Below are 14,570 nucleotides of genomic sequence, written 5' to 3' on the forward strand. Positions count from 1 at the left end.
GCCCGTCAGCCCACGTCGCGGCCCCGTGCGGACCCTCCCGGCCCCGGCGCCGCCTTGTGCTGCCGCACAGGAACGCTGTCGATGATCCAGACCTCGCGGCCCCGATCGGCCATGACCACTGAGGGAGCAAGCAGGAAGGCACCGCCCGCGACCGCCACCGCGAGTGCGCCCTCGGTGCCGTGGGTCTCCGCGAGGGAGCCCGACAGGGCCTGCCCGGCGGCTGTGCCGAGCGGGCCGCCGGCGCACAGGATCGTCATCGCGGCAGCGGCCCGCCGTTCGGGGGCAAGGCGTGCGGTCAGGGCGTACAGGCTGATCATGTACGGCGCGACGGTGCAGCCTGCCACGGCGACAGCGGCGGGCATGGACACCGTCCGCGCCCCGGCGAACAGCACGAGCGTGCCCGCGAAGAGCAGCCCGGCGAACGTGAGGTACCGGGCGCGCGGGGAGAACCGCTGCGGCAGCCAGGCACAGGCGGCCCCGGCGAGGGCGCTTCCGATGCCGAACTCCGCGTAGACGACCCCCGCCGCGCCGGGCTCGCCGATGGTGTCGGCGTACACCGTGACGGCCGTCTGGACGGCACCGAAGACCCCTCCCATCGCGACCATCGCCAGCACCATGACGGCCAACGGGCAACCGGGCAGCGGCGGTTCGCGGTGTCCTGCCGAGGGTTGCCGGGGGATGGCGCGGTGGGCGTGCAGCAGGGCGAACGGCAGGGTGGCGGCCGCGATCAGGACCATGGTCAGTGCCGCGGGGGCGAGAGGGCCGACCGACGCCAGCAGCCCGACGACCGCCGGTCCGGCGACGAAGCTCACCTCGTCGGCGGACGCCTCGTACGACAGGGCCGCCGACAGCAGCTGTCGCTCGCCGCGCGCATTGAGCAGCCGTGACCAGTGCGCCCGCACGAGGGGACCGACCTGGGGCTGGGTGAGCCCTACGAGGGTGGCCGCGATCAGCATGCCCGTCCGGGTGCCGTGACTCGCCGCCAGCAGCCCGGCCCAGGCGGCGAAGTTGGCCAGTGCGGCGACGGCTCCGACGGTCCGGTGACCGTGGCGGTCGGCCAGGGCCCCGACCACGGGGCCGCTCACCGCCATGGCGGTGCTCTGTGCCGCACCGGCGAGGCCGGCGAAGGCGTAGCTGTGGGTCGACGACTGAAGCAGGATGAGCGTGGCCAGGGCTGAGGACGCGTAGGGCAGGCGGGCCAGGAACCCCAGCGGGAAGAAGCCCGCGCCTGCCACACGCAGCAGGGAGCGGTAGGACACCGATGTCTCCGTCGGGCACGTCGAGGAGACGCGCTACCCAGCCACCAGCGCGCCGACGGACCCGATTCCGGCCGCAACACAGTGCACCCGCGTGACGGCTGTACACGTACGCTCCGCGCGGCCTATGTGCCGGCTGCCCCCTCGCGTGTCGTCATGAGCGGGGCTTGTGTGTCGCGGCGAAGGCGTCGGCCGCCGCGAGGTCGAAGTCTCCGTGATCGCTGCCGAGGCCCTGGGCGACCAGTGCGGCGGCCGCGCAGCCGAGGACGGCGGAGTCGTACGGTGTGCGGCCCAGGCTCATGCCGCGCACGAAGCCGGCCGAGAAGGCGTCGCCGCAGCCGGTGGTGTCCACCACGTCGACCGCGAAGGCGGGGACCTGCTCGGTGCCCTCCGGTGTGACGAGGAGTGCGCCGTCGCCGCCGCGGGTGACCGCCACCAGGCCGGCTCCGGCGTCGAGGAGTTTGTGCGCGCCCGCGGTCAGGTCGCTCTCACCGGTGAAGCCGAGGACCTGGTCCTCGTTGGGCAGCATGTGGTCGACGTACGGCAGGGCGGGCTCGAGCTGTTCGAAACTGCCCAGCGCGCCGGGGGCGAGCAGGTCCACCGAGGTGACCACGCCATGGTCCTTGGCGTGCGACAGGATGCGCGTGGCGGTGTCGACGCCGATGAGTTCGGGGCCGCCGAGGTGGAGGTGGGTCGCCTCGGTGATGGCGTCCCAGGGGACGTCGTCGGGGCCGTAGGTGATGTTGGCGCCGAGGAGGTGCAACGACGGCCGGTCGCCGTTGGGCCGGATGGGCAGGACGCTCGCCGAGGTGGGGGTGTCCGTGCGGCGGACGAGGTACCGGGTGTCGATGCCGGCCGCGCCGAGGAGCTGGATCAGCATGTCGCCGGTGGGGTCGGAGCCGATGGCCCCGGCGCTGTGTACGGCGGCGCCGAGTTTGGCGAGGGTGAGTGCCGTTCCGCCGGCGGTCCCGGCGGCGGTCATTCTGATGTCCTCCACCAGCGTCGCGCCCTGGCCCTCGGGTATCGCCTCCACCGGCCGCACCAGCACGTCCAGCACGTGCACACCCATCGTGATGACCTTCATCGGTTTCCCTCCTGCACAGGCGGTACGGGGTGGGTGGTGCCGTAGTTCCGGGCGATCGCGGCCTCGATCACCGCGAGTTGCTGGTGTTCGTCCAGGACACGGGGCGTGCCGAGGGCGGCGGCGTGCTGGTAGACGCCGCACGCCCACTCCAGCAGCAGCGCGTGCTCGACGGCCTTGGCCAGGGCGGGTGCGTGGGTGAGGGCGCCGTGGCTGGCCATGAGCGCGGCGCTGCGGCCCTCCAGTGCCGTGAGGACCGACTCGGCGAGTTCCGGGGTGCCGAACGTGGCGTACGGTGCCACGCGCACCGAGCCACCGAGGGTGAGCAACTGGTAGTGGATGCAGGGCAGTTCGTCGAGGACGCAGGACAGCGCGGTCGCCATGGGGGCGTGGGTGTGGACGACCGCGCCGGTGCCGTAGCGGTGGTAGACACCCAGGTGCAGGTCGAGTTCCGAGGTGGGCTCGAGCGTTCCCGACACTATGTTTCCGTCGAGGTCCACCACGGTCACCTGGTCGTCGGTCAGTTCGGCGAGTACCGCACCGGTCGCCGTGATCGCGACGCGGTCCTCCACTCGCACGCTGACGTTGCCGGCCGTCCCGATGAGCAGGCCCTCGGCGCCCAGCCGACGGCACGCCTCGGCCACGGCGGCGCGTTCTGGACCAAGCACCGGCCTTGAGCCTGTCATGTGCGCGACGCTAGCCTAAACATGAAACAATGTCATGTTCACATTCACGTTCATCTTCATGTTCGGAGGCCGTGCATGGGAGATCCGGTCCCGGAGCCCGGCGGCACCTGGCAGGTCCCCCTGCGCCGCACTCCGCAGCAGGCGCGCAGCAAGGCCCGGCTGGCCCGGGTCCTCCAGGCCGCCGAGCGGGTCCTGGTCCGTGAGGGCGTGCGGGCGCTGACGACCACCCGGATCGCGGCCGAGGCCAAGGTCTCCGTCGGCTCGCTGTATCAGTACCTGCCCGACCGGGACGCCGTCATCGACGCCCTCGCGGCCGGCTACTTCGTCCGGCTGGAGTCGGCGATGGACGATCTGGTCCGCGCCGCGGCGGCCGAGCAGTGGGAGGATCCCGTCGGCGTGCTGATCGACGCCTATGCCGCGATCTACCGCACCGAGCACGGCTTCCGGGCCCTGTGGTTCGGCAGCAGCCTCACCGAGCAGACCCGCGCGGCGGACCGCGCGCACAAGCGGCGGATGGCCGACGGCGTCCGGCGCGTCCTGCTCGCTTTGGACCTCGCCCGCGACGACGAGGCACTCGCCCGCGCCGCGCACGCCGCGGTCCTCGCCGCCGACGCCCTCGCCCAGGAGGCGTTCCGCCGGGACCCCGAGGGCGATCCCGGCCTCCTGGACGAGGCCAAGTCGATGCTGCGCGCCCACCTCGGAGGTGTCGCCGCGCGCTATCGCTGACGCGGGCCGTCGCCGTCGGGCGGACAGCGGCTCTGTCATTCTGTCGTCGTGCCGAAACCCACTCCCGTCACCCCGGACGCGCCCGCCCGCATACGCACGCCGCTGCTCACCCAGGAGTGGCTCGACCTCACCTTCGTCCACTGGGCCGTCGCACCGGACGTGGTGGCCGGACTGCTGCCCGAGGGGACGGTTCCGGACACGCACGACGGCCTCACCTACGTCGGCCTGGTCGCGTTCCGGATGCACCGGGTCGGCTGGCTGCGGCTGCCCGGGGTGCCGTATCTGGGGACGTTTCCCGAGACCAATGTGCGCCTGTACTCGGTGGACGCGCACGGGCGGCGTGGTGTCGTGTTCCGGTCGATGGACGCCGCGCGGCTCATCCCGGTCGTGATGGGACGCGTCGGCTTCCGGCTGCCGTACCTGTGGTCCCGGATGGCTGTCCGCACGGCCGGCGACACGGTCACCTACACCAGTTCCCGGCGCTGGCCCGGCCCACGGGGCGCGTACAGCCGTATCACCGTGCGGAGGGGTGAACGCATCTCGGAACCCACCGAGCTGGAGCACTTCCTCACCGCGCGCTGGGGCATGCACAACGCCTTCTTCGGCGGTCCCGAGCCGCTGGCGTACCTGCCGAACCACCACCCCCGGTGGCCGCTGTACCGGGCCGAGCTGCTGACCTGTGAGGAGAACCTGGTCACCGCGGCCGGTCTGCCCGCCCCGAGCGGCGCGCCCGCCAGCGTCCTGTACTCCCCCGGCGTGCCGGTCCTACTGGGCCGTCCGGCGCGACCCGCGGGCATCCCCACGCCGTGATCCGCGCGGGCGTGTCGAATCCCGGGTCCCGGCACCGACGTATCGGATGAGGGCTGGGCCGCGTCGCGCGGCCGGACGTTCGGCAGCCCCCGATCGGGACGGAGATCGAGATCATGTTGCTCGAGGACAAGGTCGCGGTGGTGTACGGGGCGAGCGGTCCCATCGGCGGGGCGGCGGCGCGCGCCTTCGCCCGCGAGGGCGCGCGGGTCTTTCTCGCGGGCCGTGACGCAGCGCCGCTGGACAAGCCGGCCGAGGACATCCGAGCCGCGGGCGGGACGGCCGAGTCCGCCGTGGTCGACGCGCGGGAGGGGGCGGCGGTGGACGCGTTCGTCGACGGCGTCGCAGCGCAGGCCGGACGGATCGACATCTCGTTCAACGCCATCGGATACGGGGATGTCCAGAAGCCGCTGATGGAGATCTCGGAGGCGGACTTCCTCCAGCCCATCGTGACCGCGACGCGCTCGCAGTTCCTGACGACGCGGGCGGCGGCCCGGCACATGATTCCCCGCCGTACGGGGGTGATCCTGGCCTTCGGCGGCGGTGGCCCGCAGACGCTGCCGGGCCTCGGCGGTTTCAAGATCGCGCTGGACGCGCTGGAGGGACTGCGCCGCCAGTGGGCCATCGAGCTGGGCCCGCACGGCATCCGTGTGGTGACGCTGAAGTCGGGCGGGGTGCCGGAGACCCTGCCCGAGGGGTTTCCCGGCCGGGACGCGATCGTGGACAGCCTGGTCGGAGCGACGCAGCTCGGCCGTGCCGCGACGCTCGCGGACGTCGGCGACGTGGCCGCCTTCGTCGCCTCCGACCGGGCCCGCACGCTCACCGCGACGGACGTGAACATCTCCTGCGGCGCCATCGTGGACTAGGCCGTGTCCGCAAAGTCCCGCCTGCCCCGCGACGCGGACACGACCTAGGACGCGGCGGCCCCGGGAGACGGTGCGGTGCGGGACCCGGTGGCCCGGGGAGGCGGCGCAGGAGGGCGTACGCCAGGGGCCCGGACCGGGAAGGCCGGTCCGGGCCCCTGTGCGACGTCAGCACGTCATGCGCCGCTCCATTGCGTGGTCGGCCTCATCGGGCGCTGCGCCTGGCTCGGATCAGCACCAGGAAGCCGCCGATGAGGAGCACGGCCCCCGCCGCGGCCGGCCACAGCGTCGTGCCCGTCTCGGCCAGATTGCCCCCGACGGCCTGCGGCTTCGTCCCCAGGCTGTCCTCGGTGTCGTCACCGACGCCGGCCGGCTGCGTCTGCGCCGCGCCGCCCGACGCGTTCGCGTCGTCGTCTCCGTCGCCGGATCCGCCCTGTGCCTGATCGTTGTCCGCGTCGGCCGACGGCGTGCCGTACGACTTGGGCGCGACCGTGCTGGACACGGTGGGCTCGTCGTCCGGAGCCGGTTCCGTGGCGGGCGCCTCGTTGCCGGGTTCGTCCTGCCCGGGCTCCTCCGTCGCGGGCGCCTCGCCGGCCGGTTCCTCGGTGGCCGGTTCATCGGTCGCCGGTTCCTCGGTCGCCGGTTCCTCGGTCGCCGGGGGATCCGTCTGCTCGCCGCCGCCGTCGCCATTGCCGCCGTCACCGGGCTTCGGGTCGTCGTTCCCGGCCGGCGGGGTGGTGGGGGCCTCGGTCGGCTCCTCCTGGCCCGGGTCGTCGGCACCGACGCCGCACGATCGGCCCTCGTTGATGCAGTCGACCATCTGTCCCATCAGGTCCTCGTCGAAGACGTTGATGAAGTCGCCGTGGTCGGTGACGGGCTTGTGCAGCTGCTCGGGGAAGGAGTCCACCGCGAACAGCGGGGTCGTGCGCCCGCCGTCCTGGAGGCTCGGCGCGTCGACGTCGTAGACGATCCGCTGCACCAGCTGCGGGATGGCCGTGAAGCCGTTCGGGCAGCTGCCGTCGGCCGCGGCGAACGCCACGTGGGTGCGGTGGTTGGCGCTGTCGATGTTCTGTCCGTCCCAGCAGCTCTGGAACTTGAAGGTGCGCACCACGTCGCTGCCCTGCGGGCACAGCGGGTACTTGTCCTTGAGCTGCCGGTCCTCGAAGCCGGTGCAGCTCCAGGAGGCGTTGGCGTTGGCGGTGCCGTTGACGAACGCCTTGGCGTCGCCGGTGATGATGCGCAGCAGCCGCGGCATCTCGGTGACCTTGCCGCGCGGGTTGCCCACGAACGTCAGCGTCACGTCCTTGGGCGTGACGATCTCGCCGGCGTTGCCCTCGATGCCGCCGCCGGGCTTGTTGGCGTCCTGTTCCTGGGTGCCGTTCTGCAGGCGCAGCACGGGCCAGTAGTACGTGGACTTGTCGCCCTGGTCGACACAGGTCGTCGCGGCGTTCGCCAGGTCCTCGTCGCTGGCGAAGGCGTCGTTGGACTGGTTGCCGATGTAGTCGTGGAAGTGGTGGGCGCCGTTGGAGACGCCGGGGGCCACGATCACGTTGTCGGAGTTGAACAGGCCGTTCTCGTTCACGCCGCAGCTGGTGGCGAACGTGCCTCGGGAGGCTCCCTGCTGCACGGCCGGGGCGGTGACGTTGGGCTGTACGGCGGTGATGTCCGTGAAGTCGGCGGCGACGGGGCCGTTTCCGGCCTGGCCGCCGTTGCCCGGCTGGCCCGCGTCACCGGTCTGGCCGCCGTTCTCCGGCTGTTGGCCGCCCTGGTCGGCGCCCGCCTGGTTGTCGCCGCCCTCGTTCTGGCCGGCGTCGCCGTCACCGCTGTCGGCGGCGCGCAGGGTGCAGGGGGCGAGGGACTCCAGGCCCTGTGGCCGGTCCCCCAGGCGCTCGATGGCGATGGCGATGCGCTCGATCGTCGCCGTGCGCTTGTCCTTCAGCGGAGTCATGATCGCGCTGTCGGCGAAGCCCGCGTCCTGCTGGACGGCCTGGGCCGACTCCTGCAGGCGCTGGTAGGCGTCGGCGATCTGCTGGTCCAGGAGGGCGAGTTCCTTGGCGACGTCCTCCGTCGCGCCGTCCGGTACGGCCGTCAGTTTGCTGCCGACATCCGGGCAGTCGATCGTGCCCGCCGGGGAGGACAGCGTCCGGGCCTGCTCCGTTGCGCCGTCCTCGGTGGCCGAGGCGTAGACGTTGGCCCCAACCAGGCCGCCGCCGCCCAACATCAGCGCGACCGCTGCAAAGGTCGCGCGCCGTGCGCCCGTGGGGCGTCTTCGCGTGCTGCGTCCCAAGGAAGTACTCCTACGCCTCGTGGTCGGTTCAGGGCATGAAAATCCCCCGGTCCCATACGCAGACGCGCCGCGTCGTGTTCAACCGCCTCGGAAATTCACAGAAATCTCTTGGAACGAGGGGCCGGCCGGGGTCAGTTCATGAGTCCGGCGGCGAGCGTCGCCCCCAGTTCCCAGCAGGCCTCGGTGTCGTTCTTGCCCGGCTCGCCCGTCACCGTCACGGGTTGCGCGGCGCGTCGCCAGGCGAGCCCGGTCGTGATGGAGTCGATCGCCCGGACCGCTCCGGTGACGTCGCTGCCGCCGTGCACGTAGTAGCCGAAGGGCCGGCCTCGGGTGGCGTCCAGGCACGGGTAGTAGACCTGGTCGAAGAAATGCTTGAGGGCCCCGGAGATGTAGCCGAGGTTCGCCGGGGTGCCCAGCAGGTAGGCGTCGGCGTCGAGTACGTCGGCCGCCGTGGCCGACAGCGCCGGTCGTCGTACGACGTCGACGTTCTCGATCTCCGGCGCCGTGGCTCCGGAGATCACGGCTTCGAGCATGGCCTGGCAGTTGGGCGAGGGGGTGTGATGCACGATCAGCAAGGTAGGCACACCCGAACCCTGCCGCCGCGCCGCGGATCCGCGCAACCGCGACGGTTCAGTTGGCGGCTTGGGCGGCGTCGGGGTCCTCGTCCTCCGCCCCGCCACCCGTGACTCCCGAGGAGGAGTTGACCCTGGCGACCGCGGACGACAGCTGTTCCTGGATCGCCTCGGGCAGTGCGTCGCCCTTGATCGCGTGGACCAGGTCCCCGGCCAGCGAGTGCAGTTTGGTGTTGGTGTTCTGGGAGGCCGCGACGAGCACCGTCCAGGCCTCCTCGGAGGTGAGGTTGAACGAGGCCATCAGGATGCCCCGGGCCAGATCGATGGTCGGCCGGGTCTGCATGGCCCGGCGCAGCTGGGCGACTTCGATCCGCAGGTCCTGGTCGGGCTCGTCGGTCATGTCGGTGTCCTGTGCGGGGTCGGCCGCGGTGGTCAGTCCAGGCGGGCGAGTGAACAGCGACCGGGTGGCGGTCAGGGTCAGGAGGCGATCGACTGCCGTACTCGTGGACTGGACAGCGACCGTCTTGGCCTGCTCCAGGGCCCGGTGGCGCAGGGTGAGGAGGATGTTGAGGGCTGAGCAGTCGCAGAAAGTGACGCCCTCCAGGTCCAGGTCTATGCCGCGGACCGATCGGTTGAGTGCGTGGCGCAGGTCGGTGCGGAACTGTTCGCTGGTGTCGAGGTCGATCTCCCCGCGGACCTTCACGGTGATCCGATCACCGTCAGGGCGCAGGTGCGTGACCAGCGCGCGTGGTCGGCCGGCCGCCGGTGCGCCCGTGGTGTCCACCCGGTCAGCGGCGCCCCCGGTAGGGGATTGCGCACAGAACGCGAGCTCCGGCATGACCTGCCTCTCCCTCAGGTGCTCCCCGTCTCCGTACCAGACTGAACCGGAACTGTCGTACACGTCAATAGATACATGAAACGCAGTACGTGTTTTTGTATACGTGAACGCGCTGTCGTAGTCTTGGGGCATGGACGGAGGCCCTGAGTCGCACACCGGATGGACATTCCTGACCAATCACGCCCGTGTCCTGGCGGCCATCGCGGACAATCCGAGCGTCCGCATTCGACATATCGCGGCGCGCTGCCGGCTCACCGAACGCGCCGTCCAGAAGATCATTTCGGATCTGGAGCGGGACGGCTATCTGTCCCATGTCCGTGAGGGACGCACCAACACCTACCAGATCGAGCCCGACAAGGTGCTGCGTCACCCCGCCGAAGCCGGACTGCCGGTCGCCGCACTGCTCTCGCTGCTCGTCCAGGACGAGGCCGATCGCAGCGCGAACTCCGATCAGCTGAGAGCCGCGCGTCAGCGCATGCCGGTGGACGGCGGATGAGCGGCCACCGGACCGGTCCGAACACGTGCCGCCCCTGACGAGGGCTCAGCACAGCACGCGCAGCGCTCCGGGCAGGACCCTGACCGTGACCGGAAGGTTCGCCTCCACCTCACCGTCCGCGCCGTAGGGGACCGCGCGATCGGCCTCGATACGGATCTCCCTGCCCCGCAGGATGCGCACCTGGGGGCGGTGGATGTGGGCGCCGGTCTTGAGGTCGTTCATCAAGGCGAAGAACAGCTGGCGCGGTGCCTCGCGGATCATCACCACGTCCAGCAGGCCGTCGTCCAGGCGGGCGTCGGGGGCGATGAGGCGGCCGGAGCCGTAGTAGCCGGAGTTGGCGGCGACGACCGTGTAGCCGGTGTGGAGGTGTTCCTCGCCGTCGACGGTGACCCGGTAGCGGGCCGGGCGCCAGGTGGTGACGGCGCGCAGTCCGCCGGCGTAGTAGGAGGCCGCGCCGCGCAGCAGTGTGGCGTTGTTGGCGTGCCGGTTGGCGAGTGCGTCGACGCCCGCGTACACGCTGCCGAGGACCACCGTGCGGTGATGGACGGCCGACTCGACCTCGATAGTGTCGACCTTCCGGGGCTCGTGGTGGAGCAGTACCCGCGCGAGTTCTGTCGGGTCGGCGGGCAGGTTCAGTGCCCGGGCGAAGTCGTTGCCGCGGCCTGCCGGGACCAGGCCGAGCAGGGCGTCGGTGCCGCTGAGGGCTCCGCCGATGCCGCCGGCGATGCCGTCGCCGCCGACCGCGAGCACCACCCGGCCCCGCTTCCCGGCGTCCAGGGCCAGCTCCCGGGCGTGGGCCAGGCTGCGGCTGTACTCGGTCTCCAGGCCGGCCCCGGCCTCCCGCAGCTGCCGGGCCACCTGCAGCAGCGCGGCCGCTGAGGCGGATCCGCCGGCCGTGGGGTTGACGATGGCGGTGAACTGTCGCATCGGGGGTGCCTTTCGGGCCGACGGGCGGGTGCTGCCGGAGGCGGGAGGGTCGGGAGGCGGGAGGTGGGTGAGCGGATACGGCGGACTGACGGCAGGTCAGTCGAGGGGCAGCAGGACACCGGGGTTGAGCAGGCCGGCCGGGTCCAGTCGGCGCTTCACGGCGCTCAACGCCTCGATGCCCAGCGGGCCCGCCTCGCGGACGTACCAGTCCCGGTGGTCGGTGCCCACGCCGTGGTGGTGGCTGATGGTGCCGCCCGCGTCGAGGATCGCCTCGTTGGCGGCGCGCTTGGCCTTCTCCCAGTGCGGCACCGGGTCGTCGCCCTGTGCGCAGACCACGGTGAAGTACAGCGAGGCGCCGTTCTCGTAGACGTGGGAGATGTGACACATGATCAGGGGCGGGGTGCCGGACTCGGTGAGCGTGCTGGTGAGGGCCTCGCGGACGGACGCGTACAGCTGCGGGACACGTGACCAGAAGGCCGCCGTCTCCAGCGTCTCGGCGAACGCCCCGGCGTCCAGCAGGGAGTCCCGCAGGTAGGGCGCCGAGTAGCGGCCGTGCGCCCAGCGCCGCCCCGGTTCCTCACCGAGGGGGGTTCCGCCGCACTCACGCAGGACGGCGGCGGCCTGCTCGCGGCGGTATGCGGTGTCCTCGTCCGTGCCCTCGTAGCCGGTGATCGCCATGCAACCGGTGGGCTGCTGCCCGGCGAGGGCGGCGCCGATCGCGTCGGGCTGGGCGAGGCCGATCAGTGTCTCGGTCTCGTCGGACAGCCGCAGCACCGTCGGCCGGGGCCCGTCCTGGGCGAGGCGGCGCAGGGCGGCGGCGCCCTCCTCGAAGGAGGTGAAGCGCCAGCCCTCGTACACCCGCGTCCGGGGGACGGGGCGGATCCGCACGGTGACCGACGTGATGACGCCGAACGCGCCTTCCGAGCCGAGGAAGAGCTGGCGGAGGTCGGGGCCGGCCGCCGAGCGCGGTGCCCTGCCCGTGTCGATGGTGCCCTCGGGGGTGGCGAGGGTCAGGCCCAGGACCATCTCGTCGAAGCGGCCGTAACCGGCGGACGCCTGGCCGCTGGAACGGGCGGCGGCGAATCCGCCGATGGTGGCCCATTCGAAGGACTGCGGGAAGTGGCCGAGAGTGAAGCCCTGTTCGGCGAGCAGTGCCTCGGCCTGCGGCGCGCGCAGGCCCGGTTGAAGGGTGGCGGTGCGCGAGACCGGGTCGAGGGCGAGGAGCCGGTCCATGCGGCGCAGGTCCAGGGCGACGAAGGGGCCGCGCCGGGTCGGGGCGAGGCCGCCGACGACGGAGGTGCCGCCGCCGAACGGGACCACGGACAGGCCGTGTTCGGCGCAGGCGCGCAGCACGGCGGCCACCTCGTCGTGGTCGGCGGGGAGTACGACGGCGGCGGGGATGTCGTCGACGTCGCCCTCACGGATTCGCAGCAGGTCGGGGGTGGACTTGCCGCGGGTGTGGCGGATGCGGGCCTCCGCGTCGAGGAGGACGTACTCCTCGCTCCCCACGGCAGCGGACAGGGCCTGGCGCGCGGCGGTTTCGAGCCGCGACTCGGGTACGGCGATGTCCTCCAGGGCGACCGGCCCGGCGGTGCGCGGCTTCACGCCGAGCAGATCGCGCAGCAGCCCCGTCACGGTCTCGGGCAGCGGCGCCGCCTTGGCCGGGTCGCCCCAGCCGCTCCACAACATGTCCATGGCGGTCGTCCTCACCGGTCGGTTCGAGCGATGCCGTGTCCCGGACGGCCTCGCAGGCGTTACACTGTGACACATGACGCCTATTCGTCACAACCACTCGGACGGCGACGCGGTGCTCGACGCGGTGCGCGACTGTGTCCTGGCCGTCGGTGTCCGCCGTACGACGCTGACCGACGTGGCCCGCCGCGCGGGGGTCTCCCGGATGACGCTGTACCGGCGCTGGCCCGATGTGCGCTCGCTGGTGGGGGACTTGATGACCCGCGAGTGGGTCGCGGTGGCCACCGGGGCCCTGCCCGAGCCGCGACCCGGGGCCGACGCGCGCACCTTGATCGTCGACGGCCTGGTGGCGGGGGTGGCGGCGTTCCGGGCCCATCCGCTGTTCCGGAAGATCGTCGACGTCGATCCCGAACTGCTGCTGCCCTATGTCCTCGACCGCCGGGGCGCGAGCCAGGAGGCCCTCCTCGCGCTGCTGGGCGATGCCGTACGGGAGGGCCACGCCGACGGGTCGGTGCGCGCCGGGCATGCCGAACGCCAGGCGCGGGCCCTGCTGCTGGTCGTCCAGTCCTTCACGCTTTCCCTGCGCACCATGACCGACGAGGACGACACCGACCTGAACAGCGAGGCCTTCCTCGCGGAGCTGCGCGGCCTTCTGGAGAGGACCCTCACCCCATGAGCACTGCCACTCCCCCACTGCCCGGTTCCTCACTGTCGGCCGCGCGGCGCTCGCGCGAACTGACCGAGACCGTCGGGGGTCCGGCCGTGGACGTCCTGGTCGTCGGGCTGGGCGCGACCGGCGCCGGGGCGGCCCTCGACGCCGCGGCCCGTGGACTGACGGTGGCCGCCGTCGACGCCCACGACCTGGCCTTCGGCACGTCCCGCTTCAGCAGCAAGCTCATCCACGGCGGGCTGCGCTATCTCGCCTCGGCGCAGCTCGACGTGGCCCACGAGAGCGCCGTCGAGCGCGGGGTGCTGATGGAGCGCACGGCACCGCACCTGGTGCGGGCCCAGCCGTTCGTACTGCCGTTGACGCCGCTGGTATCCCGTGGCCAGTCCGCCCTCGCCCGGGCCGGATTCCGGGCCGGCGACACCCTGCGCCTCGCGGCCCGCACGGCCCGAGCCACCCTGCCCGCCCCGCGCCGCCTCTCCACCGTGGAGACGCGGCACCTGGCGCCCGCTCTGCGCACCCAGGGCCTGCGCGGCGGCCTGCTGTCCTGGGACGGCCGGCTCACCGACGACGCCCGCCTGGTGACCGCGATCGCCCGCACCGCCGCCGCCCACGGCGCCCGGATCCTTACCCGGGTCAGGGCCCTGCGGCTCACCGCGTCCGGCGCCGTGATCCGTGACGAACTCACCGGCGAGGAGGGCGAGATCAGGGCCCGCGCCGTGATCAACGCCTCCGGCGTCTGGGCGGGCGGTCTGGTCGAGGGCATCCGGATCCGCCCCTCACGCGGCACCCACCTCGTCCTGCGCTCCGACCACCTCGGCCCGCTGCCCGCGGGGCTGCACGTGCCGGTCCCCGGGGAGACGAACCGCTTCGTCCTCGTCCTGCCCCAGGGCGACGGCCGCGTCTACGTCGGGCTCACCGACGAGCCCGTCGAAGGTGACATCCCCGACGTCCCGGAAGCTCCCGAGACGGACATCGGGTTCCTTCTCGACGTCCTCGGCTCGGTCCTGGACGTACCGGTCCAACGCGACGACGTGGTCGGCGCGTTCGCGGGACTGCGCCCGCTGCTCGACACCACACCGTCGGCCGGTTCGGGCGCGGCTCCGCGCACTTCCGACATCTCCCGTCGCCACGCGGTCCTCACCTCGCCGGAGGGCGTGATCACCGTGGTCGGGGGCAAGCTCACCACCTACCGGCGCATGGCCGAGGACGCCGTCGACGCCGCCGTCGCCACCCGCCGACTCACCGCCGGCCCCTCCCCCACCGCCTCCCTGCCCCTCGTCGGCGCCGCGTCGCCGGACGCCCTCGGCTCCGTCCGGGCACCGCGCCGCCTCGTCCAGCGCTACGGCACCGAGGCAGCGGCCGTCCGGGCGCTCGGCGCGCACGATCCCCGGCTCGACGAACCGGTACTGCCCGGTCATCCCGTCACCGGCGCCGAACTGCTGTGGGCGGTACGCCACGAAGGGGCCCTGGACGAGGCCGACCTGCTGGACCGGCGCACCCGCATCGGACTGGTGCCCGCCGACCGCGCGGCCGCGTTGGACGCCGCACGCCGCGTGCTTGACGAGGTGTCGGCAGGGGTGGGTGAGATGTAGCGGGCCGCAGAGTGAGGGGGGCTGCGGGTGTCGGGATCTGTGGGGTGTGGGGGACTGCGTGGTGCGGAGGGCCGCCG

14 protein-coding genes are annotated in these 14,570 nt (G+C 72.5%); 6 read left to right on the plus strand and 8 right to left on the minus strand.

What is annotated here, in order from left to right; genetic code table 11:
* Positions 1 to 5 precede the first annotated feature (5 nt).
* The 3 genes from ACIBAG_RS36115 to ACIBAG_RS36125 all read right to left on the minus strand — a co-directional run bounded on the left by ACIBAG_RS36115 (position 6) and on the right by ACIBAG_RS36125 (position 3,023).
* Complete coding sequence (locus ACIBAG_RS36115; RefSeq protein WP_399111136.1) at positions 6 to 1,259, minus strand: MFS transporter; 1,254 nt, start codon at positions 1,257 to 1,259, stop codon at positions 6 to 8.
* A gap of 151 nt (positions 1,260 to 1,410) precedes the next feature.
* Positions 1,411 to 2,340: a carbohydrate kinase family protein gene (locus tag ACIBAG_RS36120; RefSeq protein ID WP_399111137.1), complete on the minus strand. Its 930-nt coding sequence runs from the start codon at positions 2,338 to 2,340 to the stop codon at positions 1,411 to 1,413.
* Positions 2,337 to 3,023: a class II aldolase/adducin family protein gene (locus tag ACIBAG_RS36125; RefSeq protein WP_399111139.1), complete on the minus strand. Its 687-nt coding sequence runs from the start codon at positions 3,021 to 3,023 to the stop codon at positions 2,337 to 2,339. Before ACIBAG_RS36125 ends, ACIBAG_RS36120 begins: the two co-directional genes overlap by 4 nt.
* Positions 3,024 to 3,098: 75 nt before the next feature.
* On the opposite strand from ACIBAG_RS36125, the gene ACIBAG_RS36130 reads away from it, so the two are divergent.
* The 3 genes from ACIBAG_RS36130 (at position 3,099) to ACIBAG_RS36140 (ending at position 5,422) form a co-directional block, all read left to right on the plus strand.
* Positions 3,099 to 3,749, plus strand: coding sequence for a TetR/AcrR family transcriptional regulator (locus ACIBAG_RS36130; protein WP_399111140.1), 651 nt, complete (start codon positions 3,099 to 3,101; stop codon positions 3,747 to 3,749).
* 48 nt (positions 3,750 to 3,797) lie between these two features.
* Positions 3,798 to 4,559, plus strand: a complete 762-nt coding sequence (locus ACIBAG_RS36135) for a YqjF family protein (protein WP_399111141.1) — start codon at positions 3,798 to 3,800, stop codon at positions 4,557 to 4,559.
* Between the two features lie 113 nt (positions 4,560 to 4,672).
* Positions 4,673 to 5,422 (plus strand): SDR family NAD(P)-dependent oxidoreductase, encoded by a 750-nt coding sequence (locus ACIBAG_RS36140; RefSeq protein ID WP_399111143.1) that lies wholly within the window; start codon positions 4,673 to 4,675, stop codon positions 5,420 to 5,422.
* A 202-nt stretch (positions 5,423 to 5,624) separates the two neighbouring features.
* On the opposite strand, the gene ACIBAG_RS36145 is transcribed toward ACIBAG_RS36140, so the two are convergent.
* The 3 genes from ACIBAG_RS36145 to ACIBAG_RS36155 form a co-directional block, all read right to left on the minus strand.
* Positions 5,625 to 7,640 carry a DUF1996 domain-containing protein gene (locus ACIBAG_RS36145; RefSeq protein WP_399111264.1) on the minus strand — a complete coding sequence of 672 codons (2,016 nt, stop codon included), beginning with the start codon at positions 7,638 to 7,640 and terminating at the stop codon, positions 5,625 to 5,627.
* 197 nt (positions 7,641 to 7,837) lie between these two features.
* Complete coding sequence (locus tag ACIBAG_RS36150) at positions 7,838 to 8,290, minus strand: flavodoxin family protein (RefSeq protein WP_031486262.1); 453 nt, start codon at positions 8,288 to 8,290, stop codon at positions 7,838 to 7,840.
* A gap of 46 nt (positions 8,291 to 8,336) precedes the next feature.
* Entirely contained in the window at positions 8,337 to 9,116 is a 780-nt protein-coding gene (locus tag ACIBAG_RS36155; RefSeq protein WP_399111145.1) for an ANTAR domain-containing protein, read from the minus strand.
* A gap of 130 nt (positions 9,117 to 9,246) precedes the next feature.
* Between ACIBAG_RS36155 and ACIBAG_RS36160 the strand changes: the two genes are divergently transcribed.
* Entirely contained in the window at positions 9,247 to 9,612 is a 366-nt protein-coding gene (locus ACIBAG_RS36160; RefSeq protein WP_399111146.1) for a helix-turn-helix transcriptional regulator, read from the plus strand.
* A 45-nt stretch (positions 9,613 to 9,657) separates the two neighbouring features.
* On the opposite strand, the gene ACIBAG_RS36165 is transcribed toward ACIBAG_RS36160, so the two are convergent.
* Both ACIBAG_RS36165 and ACIBAG_RS36170 read right to left on the minus strand, forming a co-directional pair.
* Positions 9,658 to 10,539, minus strand: a complete 882-nt coding sequence (locus ACIBAG_RS36165) for a YegS/Rv2252/BmrU family lipid kinase (RefSeq protein ID WP_399111147.1) — start codon at positions 10,537 to 10,539, stop codon at positions 9,658 to 9,660.
* A 96-nt stretch (positions 10,540 to 10,635) separates the two neighbouring features.
* A complete protein-coding gene (locus ACIBAG_RS36170; RefSeq protein WP_399111148.1) occupies positions 10,636 to 12,234 on the minus strand; it encodes an FAD-binding oxidoreductase in 1,599 nt (532 codons plus the stop codon).
* A gap of 73 nt (positions 12,235 to 12,307) precedes the next feature.
* Between ACIBAG_RS36170 and ACIBAG_RS36175 the strand changes: the two genes are divergently transcribed.
* Both ACIBAG_RS36175 and ACIBAG_RS36180 read left to right on the plus strand, forming a co-directional pair.
* Positions 12,308 to 12,907, plus strand: a complete 600-nt coding sequence (locus tag ACIBAG_RS36175; RefSeq protein WP_399111150.1) for a TetR/AcrR family transcriptional regulator — start codon at positions 12,308 to 12,310, stop codon at positions 12,905 to 12,907.
* Complete coding sequence (locus tag ACIBAG_RS36180; protein ID WP_399111152.1) at positions 12,904 to 14,493, plus strand: glycerol-3-phosphate dehydrogenase/oxidase; 1,590 nt, start codon at positions 12,904 to 12,906, stop codon at positions 14,491 to 14,493. The genes ACIBAG_RS36175 and ACIBAG_RS36180 overlap by 4 nt, the downstream gene beginning before the upstream one ends.
* Positions 14,494 to 14,570: the final 77 nt, after the last annotated feature.

It is taken from the genome of Streptomyces sp. NPDC051243, assembly GCF_044455405.1.
Lineage (GTDB): Bacteria > Actinomycetota > Actinomycetes > Streptomycetales > Streptomycetaceae > Streptomyces.

What these genes read in the sequence shown, in the direction of transcription:
- ACIBAG_RS36180 (WP_399111152.1), top strand. Translation starts at nt 12,904, where the DNA reads ATGAGCACTGCCACTCCCCCACTGCCCGGTTCCTCACTGTCGGCCGCG.
- ACIBAG_RS36140 (WP_399111143.1), top strand. Translation starts at nt 4,673, where the DNA reads ATGTTGCTCGAGGACAAGGTCGCGGTGGTGTACGGGGCGAGCGGTCCC.
- ACIBAG_RS36170 (WP_399111148.1), bottom strand. Translation starts at nt 12,234, where the DNA reads ATGGACATGTTGTGGAGCGGCTGGGGCGACCCGGCCAAGGCGGCGCCG.
- ACIBAG_RS36175 (WP_399111150.1), top strand. Translation starts at nt 12,308, where the DNA reads ATGACGCCTATTCGTCACAACCACTCGGACGGCGACGCGGTGCTCGAC.
- ACIBAG_RS36160 (WP_399111146.1), top strand. Translation starts at nt 9,247, where the DNA reads ATGGACGGAGGCCCTGAGTCGCACACCGGATGGACATTCCTGACCAAT.
- ACIBAG_RS36125 (WP_399111139.1), bottom strand. Translation starts at nt 3,023, where the DNA reads ATGACAGGCTCAAGGCCGGTGCTTGGTCCAGAACGCGCCGCCGTGGCC.
- ACIBAG_RS36155 (WP_399111145.1), bottom strand. Translation starts at nt 9,116, where the DNA reads ATGCCGGAGCTCGCGTTCTGTGCGCAATCCCCTACCGGGGGCGCCGCT.
- ACIBAG_RS36120 (WP_399111137.1), bottom strand. Translation starts at nt 2,340, where the DNA reads ATGAAGGTCATCACGATGGGTGTGCACGTGCTGGACGTGCTGGTGCGG.
- ACIBAG_RS36145 (WP_399111264.1), bottom strand. Translation starts at nt 7,640, where the DNA reads ATGTTGGGCGGCGGCGGCCTGGTTGGGGCCAACGTCTACGCCTCGGCC.
- ACIBAG_RS36165 (WP_399111147.1), bottom strand. Translation starts at nt 10,539, where the DNA reads ATGCGACAGTTCACCGCCATCGTCAACCCCACGGCCGGCGGATCCGCC.
- ACIBAG_RS36130 (WP_399111140.1), top strand. Translation starts at nt 3,099, where the DNA reads ATGGGAGATCCGGTCCCGGAGCCCGGCGGCACCTGGCAGGTCCCCCTG.